This is a genomic window from Lysobacter antibioticus (genome assembly GCF_000731095.1).
Taxonomy (GTDB): domain Bacteria; phylum Pseudomonadota; class Gammaproteobacteria; order Xanthomonadales; family Xanthomonadaceae; genus Lysobacter; species Lysobacter antibioticus_B.
In genome coordinates, this window is the sequence record NZ_JMTZ01000028.1 from 1 (window position 1) to 13,820 (window position 13,820).

At 69.4% G+C, this 13,820-nt stretch carries 12 protein-coding genes; 1 reads left to right on the forward strand and 11 read right to left on the reverse strand.

The genetic code is table 11. From position 1 onward, the window contains the following. Positions 1–255: 255 nt before the first annotated feature. The 8 genes from EX88_RS0110365 to EX88_RS0110400 all read right to left on the reverse strand — a co-directional run bounded on the left by EX88_RS0110365 (position 256) and on the right by EX88_RS0110400 (position 9,659). The gene (locus tag EX88_RS0110365; protein ID WP_051884909.1) at positions 256–2,124 is read right to left on the reverse strand and encodes a DUF885 domain-containing protein; all 1,869 of its coding nucleotides are present in this window, start codon (positions 2,122–2,124) and stop codon (positions 256–258) included. A gap of 211 nt (positions 2,125–2,335) precedes the next feature. Next, a complete protein-coding gene (locus EX88_RS0110370) occupies positions 2,336–3,538 on the reverse strand; it encodes a M24 family metallopeptidase (RefSeq protein WP_031371922.1) in 1,203 nt (400 codons plus the stop codon). Beyond that, entirely contained in the window at positions 3,535–5,121 is a 1,587-nt protein-coding gene (locus tag EX88_RS0110375; protein WP_031371923.1) for an aldehyde dehydrogenase (NADP(+)), read from the reverse strand. The genes EX88_RS0110370 and EX88_RS0110375 overlap by 4 nt, the downstream gene beginning before the upstream one ends. A gap of 1 nt (position 5,122) precedes the next feature. After that, the gene (locus EX88_RS0110380; RefSeq protein WP_031371924.1) at positions 5,123–6,028 is read right to left on the reverse strand and encodes a dihydrodipicolinate synthase family protein; all 906 of its coding nucleotides are present in this window, start codon (positions 6,026–6,028) and stop codon (positions 5,123–5,125) included. Next, positions 6,028–7,347, reverse strand: a complete 1,320-nt coding sequence (locus tag EX88_RS0110385) for an NAD(P)/FAD-dependent oxidoreductase (RefSeq protein ID WP_031371925.1) — start codon at positions 7,345–7,347, stop codon at positions 6,028–6,030. Before EX88_RS0110385 ends, EX88_RS0110380 begins: the two co-directional genes overlap by 1 nt. Continuing rightward, on the reverse strand, positions 7,340–7,588 hold the full coding sequence (locus EX88_RS0110390) for a 2Fe-2S iron-sulfur cluster-binding protein (protein ID WP_031371926.1): 249 nt from the start codon (positions 7,586–7,588) through the stop codon (positions 7,340–7,342). The genes EX88_RS0110385 and EX88_RS0110390 overlap by 8 nt, the downstream gene beginning before the upstream one ends. After that, positions 7,585–8,715 (reverse strand): NAD(P)/FAD-dependent oxidoreductase, encoded by a 1,131-nt coding sequence (locus EX88_RS0110395; protein ID WP_031371927.1) that lies wholly within the window; start codon positions 8,713–8,715, stop codon positions 7,585–7,587. Before EX88_RS0110395 ends, EX88_RS0110390 begins: the two co-directional genes overlap by 4 nt. A gap of 5 nt (positions 8,716–8,720) precedes the next feature. Next, on the reverse strand, positions 8,721–9,659 hold the full coding sequence (locus tag EX88_RS0110400) for a 4-hydroxyproline epimerase (RefSeq protein WP_031371928.1): 939 nt from the start codon (positions 9,657–9,659) through the stop codon (positions 8,721–8,723). 111 nt (positions 9,660–9,770) lie between these two features. Between EX88_RS0110400 and EX88_RS0110405 the strand changes: the two genes are divergently transcribed. After that, positions 9,771–10,505, forward strand: coding sequence for an AraC family transcriptional regulator (locus EX88_RS0110405; RefSeq protein ID WP_031371929.1), 735 nt, complete (start codon positions 9,771–9,773; stop codon positions 10,503–10,505). An 18-nt stretch (positions 10,506–10,523) separates the two neighbouring features. Here the strand turns inward: EX88_RS0110405 and EX88_RS24490 are convergent, their stop codons facing one another. The 3 genes from EX88_RS24490 to EX88_RS0110420 form a co-directional block, all read right to left on the reverse strand. Next, complete coding sequence (locus EX88_RS24490) at positions 10,524–11,003, reverse strand: RidA family protein (protein WP_051884912.1); 480 nt, start codon at positions 11,001–11,003, stop codon at positions 10,524–10,526. Positions 11,004–11,012: 9 nt separating this feature from the next. Then, positions 11,013–12,089, reverse strand: a complete 1,077-nt coding sequence (locus EX88_RS0110415; protein ID WP_051884914.1) for an arginase family protein — start codon at positions 12,087–12,089, stop codon at positions 11,013–11,015. 300 nt (positions 12,090–12,389) lie between these two features. Continuing rightward, entirely contained in the window at positions 12,390–13,745 is a 1,356-nt protein-coding gene (locus EX88_RS0110420) for a Gfo/Idh/MocA family protein (protein WP_031371932.1), read from the reverse strand. Positions 13,746–13,820 lie beyond the last annotated feature (75 nt).

Below are 13,820 nucleotides of genomic sequence, written 5' to 3' on the forward strand. Positions count from 1 at the left end.
TTTGGGCTTAGCAAAAGAAAGTAACCCGGCCGCGTCAGCGGACGGAAGCTTTAGATTTTGCTTTACGAGTCTGCGGCAGCAAACGCCGCAGCGGGAGACCGCGCAGTCGCGACTCGCGTCGCTCCTACCCTGCGATAGTTTCGAGATTTCGATCAGCGGCAACGGCAGTGCGGGTTCTGCGCGTTCCTATCGCGGCTCACGCCGCTCCTACAGGAGAAGCGACGTACCCATGCCGCTAATCGATACAACGACCGATCAAGGCTTCGCAGCCGCCGCAGCGGCGGTCTTCGCCCGCTGCGCCGCCTTCGCGCGACTCTCGTCGATGAAACGATCGGCACGCTGCTCCAATACCGGCAACGGCACCGAACCCAGGGCGAGAATCGCATCGTGGAAGGCACGGATGTCGAAGTCCTGGCCGAGCGCCTGTTCGGCCTTCGCACGCGCGCGCTCGATGCTCATCTGGCCGAGGTAGTACGACAGCGCCTGGCCCGGCCAACCGATGTAGCGGTCGACCTCGGTCTGGATTTCATGTTCGCTGAGCGCGGTGTTGTCGCGCAGGAAGGCCTGGGCGCGTTCGCGGCTCCAGCCGAGGTGGTGGATGCCGGTGTCGACCACGAGCCGACTCGCGCGCCACATCTGGTAGGTCAGATAGCCGAAGTAGTCGTAGGGCGTGTCGTACAGGCCCATCTCGATGCCGAGCTTCTCCGAGTACAAGGCCCAACCTTCGCCGTAGGCGGAGATGTAGGTGTAGCGGCGGAAGTCCGGCAGGCCTTCGTGCTCGGCGGCGAGCGAGGTCTGCAGGGAATGCCCGGGCGCGGATTCGTGCAGGGTCAGCGCGGCCAGGTTGAACAGCGGCCGCGACGGCAGGTCGTAGGTGTTGAGCAGGTACACGTCGCGCCCGCCGCGGCCGGCGGTGTAGAACGGCGCCAGGTCCGAGGGCACCGGCCGGATCGCGAAGCGCTGGCGGGGCAGCAGGCCGATGTAGTTGCCGATCTGGCCGTCGACGCGCTTGGCCAGCCACGAGGCGCGCATCAGCAATTCGTCGCCGGTCTTCGGGTAGAACTTCGGATCGGTGCGCAAGTAGTGCAAAAATTCCGGGAACGTGCCCTTGAAGTCGGTCTTAGCGATGGTCTGGTCCATCTGCGCGCGGATCTTCGCCACTTCCTCCAGGCCGATCTTGTGGATCTGCGCCGGCGGCAAGTCGAGCGTGGTGTATTCGCGGATCTTGGCCCGGTACAGCGCTTCGCCGTCGGGCATGGCCTCGGCCGCCAGCGTGGTGCGAGCCTGCTTCATGTACTCGTCCTGCATGAAGGCCAGCAGCTTGCGATACGCCGGCAGCACCTGCTCGTCGATCGCCTTGGCGGCCTCGGCGCGCAAGCGGGTCTGTTCGGCCGCCGGCATGTTCGCCGGCATCTGCTTGAATGGGGTGTAGAGCAGGTTGTCGTCGAGCTTGGCGTCGACTACTTCCTTGATCGAGGCGTCGCGCCCGGTCAGGGTCACGCGCGGCACGCTGTAGCCGCGCACCAGACCGGCGCGCATGTTGTCGATCTGTTCGTCGAAATAACGCGGGATGTCGCGCAGCTGGCCGAGGTAACGGCGATAGCCTTCGGCGTCGCGGATCGGACGGCGCGCGGTGAAACCCAGGTTGGTCCAGAACGCGCTGTCGCTGTTGAACGGCATCTCCCAACCGCGCAGGCGCTGGTTGGCGAGCAGGCTCTGGATCTGCTGGCGGAACACCTCGTAGTTGACCGGGTCTTCGCCGCGCAGCTGCGCCTTGTCGATCGCGTCGAGTTCCTTCAGCACCTGCGCCCAATAACGCTCGCGCTCGGCCTGAGTGGCGAGGTCGACCTTGGGCAGACGGCTCGAGGCCTGGCCCTGCACGTCTTCGTCGTCGCCGCCGGCGAACTGCGCCTGCCGCCATTTCCATTCGCGCGTGTACAGCGCCTTGAAACGCACGCCGGCTTCGCTGTCGCGCGCACTCGCCTCATCGGCCGCGGACGCGGACGGCGCCGCGGTGGCGGGCGGTTCGGCGGCGAAAGCCGGTGCCAGGCTCAGGCCGAGCAACAAGGCGGCAGTCAGAGCGGCCAGGGGCGCGCGCGGCGGAGCAGTTCGGATCGAAATCATCGCGGGACTCGTTCGGGATTCGGACGGATGCGGGCCATCATGCGGCAATCCGCGCGAACGCGGATGTGCCTGAAGTGTCTGCCGATGCCGATCCGCGCCATGGCTTCCCCCTCTGAACGGGCCGCCCGGGGGGACCGCCGATACCGGCGCGGCAGGCGGCCCGTGCAGAGGAAGCCCGGTGGTCGCCAGCGGACTCAACGCCGCCGGCGACTCAATCGGCGAACGGCCGGTCGATCGCCAGCGACGGCGGGGTGAACCAGGCCGCGCCGTTCTCGGTCACGTAGAAGTGATCCTCCAACCGCACCCCGAACTGGCCGGGCACCACGATCATCGGCTCGTTCGAGCAGCAGTTGCCGGGCTCCAGCCCGACCCGGTTGCCGCGGACCAGATACGGCGTCTCGTGCACGCTCATGCCGCAGCCGTGCCCGGTGCGGTGCGGCAAGCCGGGCAGACGATAGTCCGGGCCCAGGCCACCGCGTTCGAGCACCGTGCGCGCGGCCTGATCGACCGCTTCGCCGCTGACGCCGGGGCGCACCGCATCGAACGCGGCCCGTTGCGCGGCGAGTTCGAGGTCCCAGATCCGCTTTTGCTCGGCGCCGGCACGGCCGCAGATGTAGGTGCGGGTGATGTCGGACTGATAGCCCTGCACCGCGCAGCCGGTGTCGATCAACACCAGTTCGCCTTCGCGCAGGGTCTGCTCGCCGGGAATGCCGTGCGGGTACGCGGTCGCTTCGCCGAACTGGACGATGCAGAAGGTCGAACCGTTGTCGGCACCGAACGCGCGATGCGCCTCGTCGATGAAACGGCGCAAGGTCGCCGTGCTCACGCCCTCGTCGGCCAGGCCGGCGGCGAGCCGGTGCACCTGCAGGGTCATCGCCGTGGCCTGCTTCATCAACGCCAGTTCGGCCTCGGTCTTGCGTGCCCTGCAACCGTCGACGATGGCGCTCGCATCGACGATGTCGAGCGTCGGCGCCAGCGCGCGCAAGGCGGTGAACACCGCATACGGCGCGCCCGGGTCGAGCGCCAGCCGGGCGGCGCCGCGCGCGCGCATCGTGTCGAGGACGAGTGCGCAGGGGTCTTCGTGTTCTTCCCACAGGCGCAATTGGCCCGGGATCTTGAGCACGTGCGAAAGCGAGCCGGATTCGAAGCCCGGGCAGATCACCGCCGGGTCGCCGTCGAGGGTCAGCAGCATCGCCACCAGGCGCTCGCTGGCGCCCCAGGGCACCCCGGTGAAATAACGCAGCGAGGTGCCGGCGGTGATCAGCAAGGCCTCGCAGCCCTCGCGCCGCATCAGCTCGCGCGCACGCTCGATGCGTTGCGCGTACTCGTGGGCGCCGATCGCCGGTGCGCGCTCACTCCACGGTTGCAGGCCGGCACGCGCCTGCTCGAGGGTCAAACCACCGATCTGATTCAAGGCGCAGCTCCAAGGTCGTCGTAGGTCCAGCGGCCGTCGACCTGACGCGCGATGCCGCCGGGATTGCGGTCGCGCAACTCCAGCGGCAGCAATTCGTCGCGCACGTGGTCGTAGCAATGCAAGGCGGCGAAGCGGCGAATCGCCGCCGGCAACCCGACCGCAGTGAAGCCGGGATGGCCGGTGCTCGGGTAGGGCCCGCCATGGTGCATGGCCGGACTCACTGCGACGCCGGTCGGCATGCGGCTGGCGATCAGGCGGCCGACGCGCGGGCGCAGGCTCGCCGCCAGGCGGGCCTCGTCGGCGGCGTCGGGTTCGCCGGCATAGATGGTGCCGGTCAGATTGCCTTCGAGCCCCTGCGCGATCGCTACCGCCTGTTCGATACCGTCGACGCGCACGACCAGGCTCACCGGCCCGAAGGCCTCGCTCTGCAAGCGCCGGTCGGCGAGGAACGTCGCCGCATCGACGCTGAGCAGCGCCGGTTGCACGCGATACCCCTCGCCTTCTGCGGTGGCGCCGCCGGCGACGAGTTCCGCGCCGGCCTCGCGCCAATCGCTGAGCCCTTGCTGCAGATGATCGAGCACGCCGCGCGAGAACATCACCCCGGACGGGGCCTGCGCGAACGAAGCCGCGGCTGCGGCGACGAAGCCATCGCCGTCGGCGCCGCGCGGCAGCACCACGATGCCGGGATGGGTGCAGAACTGACCGGTGCCCATGGTGCAGGACGCGAAGAACTCCTGCGCCAACGCGTCGCCGCGCTCGCGCAGCGCGCCTTCGAGCAAGAACACCGGATTGACGCTGGACAGTTCCAGATAGGCCGGCACGCCCGCCGCGTCGGCCCGCGCCTTCAGCGCCAGGCCGGCGTTGCGGCTGCCGGTGAAGGCGAGCGCACCGAGCCGCGCATCGCCGGCCAGGGCCAGCCCGTGCGCGGGGTCGAGGTGATACAGCACCTGCAAGGCCGCGGCCGGCAAGCCGGCCTCGACCAGGGCGCGGTGGGCGAGTTCGGCCAGACGCTGGCTGGTCGCCGGGTGCGAGGGATGCACTTTGGCGATGACCGGGTTGCGGGCGGCGATGGCCGAAGCGAAATCGCTGCCGGCCACCGCGTTGAAGGCGAACGGGAAATTGTTCGGCCCGAAGATCAGCACCGGTTTGTGCAGCGGCGCGAGATGACTGCGCAGACCGGCCGCGGTGTCGATGATCGGCTGGGTCCACGAACGCTCGCGCACCGCCCGCGCGGCCTGGCGCAACTGCCCGGTGGTGCGCGGCAATTCGACCTTGGCCAGACGCGGTTCGATCGGCAGCGCCGTTTCCAGATGCGCGAGCGCGACCAGGTCCGGCCCGTCGTGTTCGATGCCGAGCGCATACGCCTCGAGGAAATCGGCGATGCGTTCGGGATCGGCCGCGGCCAGTTCGTCGGCGACGGCGCAGGCCGAGGCCAGCGCGGCCTCGGCGTCGGCCGCGCCGGACACCGGGAACGCCGGTCCGAACGGCGTGCCGCGGGTCGGATCGAAGGCGCGGAAATCGCCGCCGGCATCGCGCGAGGCCTGCCAGCGCCCTTCGATCAGTACCGGTTCGCGCGCGCCCATCTCAGCGGCCCGGATGCGCGGCGATGGCGCGCTCGATCACGGCGAGCGCGGCGTCGCGCTCGGCACCGACCAGGACCATGCGCGGCGCGCGCACGTGCTCACTGCCCAGGCCGACGCGCTCCTGCACCAGCTTGATCAGTTGGACGAACTTCGGCACGGTGTCCAGGCGCAACAGCGGCAGGAACCAGGCGTAGAGATCGGCCGCGGCGCGCGCACCGCCGTCGCGGGCGAGTTCGAACAACTGCACCGATTCTTTCGGATAGGCGTTGACCAGGCCGGCGATCCAGCCGGTCGCGCCCATCGCCACGCCCTCGACCACCGCATCGTCCATGCCGACCAGCAGGTCGAGGCGCTCGCCCAGCAGCGAACGGATCGCGGCAAAGCGGCGCACATCGGTCGAGGATTCCTTGACCGCCTGCAGGTTCGGCAGTTCGGCGGCGAGTTCGGCGATCTGCTCGGGCACGAAATCGGTCTTATAGGCGATCGGATTGTTGTAGAGCATGCACGGCAGCGGGGTCGCTTCGATCACTGCGCGCACATGCGCCTTCATTTCGCGCCAGTCGCTCGAATACACGTACGGCGGCAGCACCATCAGGCCGGCACAGCCGATCGCCGCGGCCTCGCGCGCCAAGCGCACGGCTTCGTCGGTCGACAACGCGGCGATGCCGGGGATCACCGGCGCGCGGCCGTCGAGCGCCTGCACCAGGGTGCGCAGGATCGCCAGCTTGTCCTCGAAGCTCAGCGTCGCCGCTTCGCCGAGCGAACCCAGCGGCACGATGCCGACGCAGCCGGCATCGATCAAGGTGCGCGCGTGTTCGGCGAGGAAGGCGTGATCGATCGCACCGTCGGCGCGGAACGGGGTGGTGATCGCGGGGATGACGCCACGCCAGAACGAAGCATTGCTCATTAGACAGACCCTTTGGATTCGGTAAGGAAAGTACGATCGGAACAAGAACCGGCTGCGGCCAAACTGGCCAGCCGGGTGGGAAAAACCGGCGGCCGCGCGGCATGCGCACGCGTCGCCGGCACCAGCAGACCCAACTCGGTCAGCGCCGTGCCGCAGATGCGGCCCTGGCAACTGCCCATGCCGCAACGCGTGGCCAGCTTGGCCGCGCGCGCGTCGGAATATCCTTGCAACTGCGCCAACGCCACGTCCTCGCAGCGGCATACCAGCGTGGCCGGCTCGGCGAGCTTGCGCACGTCGTCGCGCAGGTCGAAGTAACGCGGCAACAGAGCGGCGAAGGCGCGTGCGTGGCGACGGCGCGGACGCAGCGCACGCGCGGCATCGTCTGCGCCGGCGGCGGCGTGACCGGCCATCGCGCCTTCGACACGCGCGACATCGACGCCGCCGATGCCGCAGGCTTCGCCGGCTGCGTACACGCCGTCGACGCTGGTCATCAGCCGCTCGTCGACGCGCACGCGCGGATGGCGACCGTCGAGTTCGAGCGCGCAGCCCAGCTGCGCGGCGAGTTCGGTGTTCGGCACCAGGCCGTAGCCGACCGCGACCTGGTCGCAGGCGATGCGTTCGACTCCGCGCGCGCTTGCGATCTCGACTTCGCGCACCCGCTCGTCGCCGTGCACGGCGCGTACCCAGCTCGCGCGCCGATAGGCCACACCGGCCAGGCGCGTGCGCAACGCCGCGGCCTGCAGCAACTTGCCCGGCCAGCGCCACAACTGCGAGGCGAACGCCATCAGCGCCGCGTCCGGCGCCTGTTCGCAGATCGCCAGCACCTGCGCGCCGTGTCGGCGCAAGGTCGCGGCCGAGGCCAACAGCAGCGGGCCGCTGCCGGCGAGGAGCACGCGCTTGCCGGCGATCGGCCAGCCTTGTTTGACCAGGGCCTGCAGGGCGCCGGCGCCGGTGACGCCGGGCAAGGTCCAGCCCGGGAACGGCAATAACAGTTCGCGCGCGCCGGTGGCCAGCACCAGGGCGCCGTATTCGATTTCGCGCACCAGGCCGGCTTCTTCGATCAGCACCCGGCCAGGCGCGGTCGCAACGACCTGCGCCTGCGGCAGCCAATGCAGATTGCTGCGCGCGCGCATCTCCGCCACTGCGAGGCGCGCGGCGGCCGGTGCGGATTTGCGCACGTCGTGGCGCCAGACCTGCCCGCCCGGATTCGCCTGCAGATCGACCAGCACGACGTTGACGCCGTGGCTCGCCGCGGCGCGCGCCGCCGCCAGCCCGGCCGGGCCGGCGCCAATCACCAGCACGTCGCAGGGCTCAGTCATCGCGCTGCACCTGCATGCCGTCGCGCGCCACCACTACGCAGGCGCGTTGATGGGCGACGCCGTCGATGCTGACCCGGCATTCGAAACACAGGCCCATGCCGCACAGCGGCGCACGCGTCTCGCCGCTGCGCGAGCGGCGAAAACGCAGACCGAGTTGGGCCACGGCCGCGGCGACATTGGCCCCGACCGGCACTTCGACGGCGATGCCGTCGATCGACAACTGCACGCTCGGACGTTTCATCGCAGCGCACGCTCCTGCAGGACACGCTCCGGCAAGAAAGGCGCAGGATCGATCGCCGGCGCGCGGCCGAGCATCTGGTCGAGCAACAGCTGCGCCGTACCCAGCGCGGTGGTCACACCGAGCCCTTCGTGACCGGCCGCGACCCAGGTGCGCGGCCGGTCGGCGACCGCGCCGATGTAGGGCCGGCCGTCGGGCGTGGTCGGCCGGAAACCGGTCCACACCCGCAGCGCCTGCAACTCGCGCAACATCGGCAGGAACGCGAAAGCGCGGTCGAGCATGCGCCGCAGCATCGGCAGCGACACCGCGCGATCCTCGACACCGAACTCGCGCGAGGAGCCGATCAGGATCTGCCCGGTCGGACGCGGCTGCACGTTGAAGGCGACGCTGCTGTCGGCATCGCCGTGGGCGCTGTCGGCATAGCCGAGTTCGAGCAATTGATGGCGCACCCGCCCGGGGTAGCGCTCGGTGATGACCAGATGCCCTTTGCGTGCGCGCATCGGCAACTGCGGCAACAATTCGGGCACGGCGCAACCGGTCGCGACCAGGACCGGACCGACCAATTCGCTGCCGTCGTCCAGGCGCGCACCGTTGGCGCTCAGCTCGACGGCACGACGCCCCAGGAACCCCGTAGCGCCGGCCTGCAGGGCGCGCTCGAACAGATGCTGGGCGACGCGCGGCGGATATACCACCGCCTCGTCGGCGACCAACATGCCGCCGCACAGCCCCGGGGTGAGGCCGGGTTCGAGTCGGTATAACTCGTCGGCGCCGATTCGCTGCGCGCGAACGCCGGACGCGGCCAGGCGCGCGATCTTCGCGGCGACGCCGTCGAACTCGCGCGCCTCGCGCGCGACCCACAAGGTGCCGCAACGGCTGAATTCGGCTTCGGGCAGATCGGCGAAGCGTTCCCACAGCGCCAGCGAATACCGCGACAAGGCCAACTCGGCCGGGTCGTCGTCCATCGCCACCAGATGCCCCATCGCCGCCGCGGTGGCACCGCCGCCGACCGGGCCGGGCTCGACCACGGCGACCCGCAGCCCTTCCTGCACGGCACGCTCGGCGCAGGCGCTGCCGACGATGCCGGCACCGACCACGATCAGGTCGTAGCTGTTGGAAGGCGCTGCGCTCATGCCGGTCACTTCGCCGCGATGCCCCAGGCGAAGGGGTCGGCTTCGTCGATCAACAACTGCGCGTGTGCGGTGATGTGGGCGCTGCCGGTGATGGTCGGCAGGACGCCGCGCGGGCCCGGGCGATAGCGCCCTTCGAACACGCTGCCGAGCACGCTCTCCTGGCGCCACACCGCATCCGCCGCGAGCTTGCCTTCGGCGGCGAGGCAGGCCAGCTTGGCGCTGGTGCCGGTGCCGCACGGCGAACGGTCGTAGGCCAGCCCCGGGCACAGGACGAAGTTGCGCGCGTCGACACCGGGCGTGGTCGACGGCGTTTCCAGTTCGATGTGGTCGATGGGCGCGCCGTCGGCGCCGGTCACGCCCGCCGCTTCGAGCGCATGCCGGATCGCTTCGGAATAATCGCTGAGCTCGCGCTGGTGCAGCAGCGAGATCACCCGCGCGACGCGGGCGATGAAGAACCAGTTACCGCCCCAGGCGACATCGCCGACTACCTCGCCGTAGCCCGGCACCTGCACGCGTACGCCGGCCAGATGGCGCCAGCTTTCTACGTTGTCGACCGAGACCCGGCCGTCCTCGTGCAACTCCGCACCGACGGTGCCGACCGGCGTCTCGATGCGGTGCCGGCCCGGCTGAATCCGGCCGAGGTGTTGCAGGGTGCGCACCAGGCCGATGGTGCCGTGGCCGCACATGCCCAGGTACCCGACGTTGTTGAAGAAAATCACTCCGGCGGCGGCTTCGGGCTCGCTCGGCGGCAGCAGCAAGGCGCCGACCACCGTGTCGGAACCGCGCGGCTCGCAGGCGATGGCCTGGCGCCAGTGGTCGAATTCGGCACGGAAGCGCTCGCGCTTGTCGGCCAGGCTGCCGGCGCCCAGATCGGGGAAGCCGGCAACCACGACCCGGGTCGGTTCGCCGCCGGTGTGGGAGTCGATGATGTCTAGGCTGTGCATGCCGCCATGCTCGCGTCGGCGGCCTCGCGCGTCTAGGAATCCTTGCCGGCCATGGATGCGGAATTCGGCATAATCGGGCTATCGTTGTGGAACCGCCCGGAGCAGGCCGCCATGTCCCTACAGATTCCCGCCGACCTCATGCAGACCCTGTGCGACGCCCTGCCCGACGTGGTGTTCTTCGCCAAGGACGCGTCCGGCCGCTACAGCCACGCCAACCTGACCCTGGTGCGCCGGCTCGGCCTGAAGCGGCGCGAGGACGTGATCGGCCGCGACGTCACCGAGCTGTTTCCAGCCCGCCTCGGCGGCCGCTATGCGATCCAGGACCGGCGCGTGCTCGATGGCGAGACCATCGAGAACCAGCTCGAAGTGCATTTGTTCCCGAACCGGCAACCGGGCTGGTGCCTGACCGGCAAGCGCCCGTTGCCTTTGGCCGACGGCCGCACAGGCCTGGTCGGCCTGTCGCGCGACCTCGGCGCGCCCGACGGCCATCACCCGACCTACGAACGCCTGCGCCGGGTCACCGAACACATGCAGGCGCATTTCGCCGGCGCGCTGCGCGTGACCGCGCTGGCCGAACTGGCCAAGCTGTCGGTCGCGCAGTTGGAACGCCATTTCCAGCGCGTGTTCCAGCTGACCCCACAACAGGCCCTGACCAAGATCCGCATCGAAGCGGCAATGAGGTTGCTGCAGGAAGAGGCGAGCATCGCCGAGGTCGGCCAGTCCTGCGGCTTCTCCGACCAGAGCGCGTTCGCGCGCCAGTTCAAGGCCACCGTGGGCATGGCGCCGCGCGAGTACCGCGCCTTGCAGCGCAGCGGTCGTTGGAGCGCGGGCGGCGAAGACGCCTGATCGACGCCGCTGGCGTGTTCAGGCTAGCGCGATCGCCTCGATCTCGATGCGCCAGGCTTCGTCGTAGATACCGGTCACCACCACGCTGACCGCGGGATCGGCACGGCCGGCCAACAGGCGGCGGCGAATCTCGCGTTCGCGCTTGCGGTCGCTGGCGCGGGCGAGGAAGACGGTCAGCTTCGCCAGGTGCTGCAGGTCCATGTCGGCCGCGCGCAGCTGCGTCTCGAGGTTGGCCCAAGCGAGAGCGTATTGTCCGGAAAAATCCTGCGGCGCCTCGCCCTGCGCGTCGACCGGGATCTGGCCGCTGACGAACAGCAGCCGGGTCGCGGCAGCGATGGGGTGCGGTTGTGCGGCGCGGATCGATTCGCCGTCGGACGCGGTCGGCGAACCCGGCGCGGTTTCATCGACGACTTTGCCTCCCGGCATCGGCGCTGCGGCAGGCCCCGACAACCAGGTCATCGCGGCGGCACTGGTCAGCAGGAAGCTGCGTCGCTGCACGGTGACGCCTCAGCGTGCCGGCGCGGACGATGCGGTGGCTGCAGCGCCTTGCCGCGGCCAACGGCCGCTGTCTTCGAACGCGCTCGCGACGGTGTCGGCCAGGCGCCGCGCGAGGCGCCCGTCGGGGTCGAGGTCGGGATCGAAGATCGTCAGCTCCATACCGACCGCTTTCGGGCTGGCGAGCAATCGGGCGAGCACGGCGCGCAACTGATCGAAGTCGAGGCCGCCGGGGTTCGGCGAGTCGACCGCCGGCATCACCCGTTCGGCCAGCACATCGGCATCGAGGTGAATCCAGTAACCGTCGGTCGGCATCGCCTCCAGCCGCGCGCGCGCCTCGCGGCCGGCGCGTTCGGCGCCGAGACGGCGGATCGCCTCGGCGTCGATGGCATGAATGCCGGAACGCTCGAAACTCTCGACCTCGTAGTCGATGCGGTCCTGGTCGGCCACCACCCGCCCCAGGTGGACGACGTCGTCGGTACGGAAGTACGGCGAGCGGCCGCGCAGATCGGACAGCGCCGCCGGGCCATGCCCGGTCGCCAGGCCGAGATCGAGACCGGCCGCGGTCAACAAGCCGTGGTAACGGCGGCGGTCGCGGATGAAGGAAAAATCGTCGTGAGCATCGATGAAGGCCAGGCCGTAGCGGCCGCGCTGCTTGAGGGCCAGACCGCTGCCGATCAGCACGCTGCAATCGCCGCCGAGCACCAGCACGAACCGGTCCTGGGCCAGCAGCGGCATCAGGCGGTCGGCCAGGGTCTGACTGTAGTCGCGCAGGGCGGCGCCGTTGCGAAAGCCAATCGCGGGATCGGCAGCGGGCGAATAAGGCGGCGCATCGACGTGGCCGCCATCGTGGGCACGCAGGCGCTGCAACAGCCCGGTCGCGCGCAGGGCCTCGGGCAATTTACGCACGCCCGGCTCGACACCCGGCGCCGGCGGGCGCAAGCCCAGGTTGCTGGGCGCATCGATGACGACGATGGCGGCTGGGTCCGACTTGAAGGCTGCAGGCGTCGCGGCGGGAGGCTGCGCGCAGGCCGGCAGCAGCGAAGACAAGGCCGCGCCGAGCACGGCAGGTCCGATCGCGAGGCGCATGCGAATAACCTCTGAATGTGTTTTTAGAGGTTATGCGCGCCCTATCGAACCTGTCAACACCGTTTTAACGGTTACAGACAGACGGCGTCGCCTGCCCGCCCATTCATGGCCGTGGTCTTAGCTTTCCGATCCGCCGCCCCTGCTCTTGCAGCGCTGCGACCGGGAACGCAGCAAAAAAACCCGGCTTGCGCCGGGTGGAGGTCGGAAACGGAGAGAGCGTTACACGACGATGCCATGCCTCGCTTGACGACCGCCCGCCGGAGCAACGGCGAGCGGCGTATTGCGTGGCCAGGCAGGATCTCAGTAGCGGTCGTTCAAGGCGAAGATCGGCTTGCGGTTCTTCCACTTGCCTTCGGTGAAGTCCGGGAACTCCACGGTCTTGTGCTCGGCGATGGACTGCTCCGACAAGGGGGTGATCGCGCTCCAGGCCACCGCGTCGTAGATGTCGATCGGCATCGGCGCATCGGCCTTGAGCGCCTCGATGAAGGCGTGCACGACGAAGTAGTCCATGCCGCCATGGCCCGCGCCGGCCGCGGTCTCGGCGAACCGCTGCCACAGCGGATGGTCGTACTTCTCCAGCCAGGCCTCGGCCTTGTCCCACTCGTGCGGCGTGGTCTTGCCTTCGATGTGGATCGAATCGTTGATGTCCATCCACAGGCCGTCGGTGCCCTGCACGCGGAAGCCGAGCGAGTACGGACGCGGCAGCGAGGTGTCGTGCTGCAGCAGGATGGTCTCGCCGTTCTCGCAGGCGATCTGGGTAGTGACCAGGTCGCCGAGCTTGAACTTGACCTTGGCGTTCGGATGGTCCGGGCCGGCCTGCTTGACGATGTAGTCGTGCAGGCCGCGCGCCTTGCTCGAGAACGAGCTGAGGTAGGTGAAGCGATTGCCGCGATGGATGTTGGCGACCATCGCGCAGGGGCCGATGCCGTGGCTCGGGTACAGCTCGCCGTCGCGCTGGACCGAATGTTCGGTGCGCCAACGCGCCTCCGACCAGCCCTTGGCACCGAACTCGACGCCGCCGCCGGTGGCGCGCTCGGGGTTGCCGCTGTTGAGTTTCACCGCGCGCAGGTCGTGCTGGTAGCCGCCCTGCAGATGCACGATCTCGCCGAACAGGCCCTGCCGCACCATGTTCAGCACCGCCAGCACGTCGCGGCGATAGCACACGTTCTCCAGCAGCATGTAGGGCGTGCCGGTCTTCTGCTGGGTGCGCAACACCTGCCAATGGTCGTCGAGGGTGATGCCGGCGACCACTTCGCAGGCGACCGCGATGCGCGCCTGCATCGCCGCGATCGCCATCGGCGCATGGAACTCCCAGGGCGTGGCGATGATCACGCCGTCGAGGCCGCCCTTGTCGAGCATCTTGCGGTAGGCGTCGTTGTCGCCGCCTTCGCCGTAGGTCGTCGGCTTGGGCCGGCCGGCCTTCTCGATCATCTTCAGCGCGCGGCCGAGCATGATCGGCTCGACGTCGCACAGCGCGACGACCTCGACGTCGTCGCGACGCACCAGTTCCTTGAGCAGCACCTGGCCGCGCATGCCGGTGCCGATCAGGCCCAGACGCAACTTCGAGCGTTTGCGGGCGAAGGCCGGCGTGAACGCGGTGCTGGCCAATACGGTGCCCGCGGTCGCGGAAGTAGCGAGGAAGTCGCGTCGGTTCATGCAGGTGCCTCGGTGGGTAGGGGGCGGGTGAGGAGTGAGGAGTGAGGAGTGAGGAGCGAGTAATAGCGAGGAGTG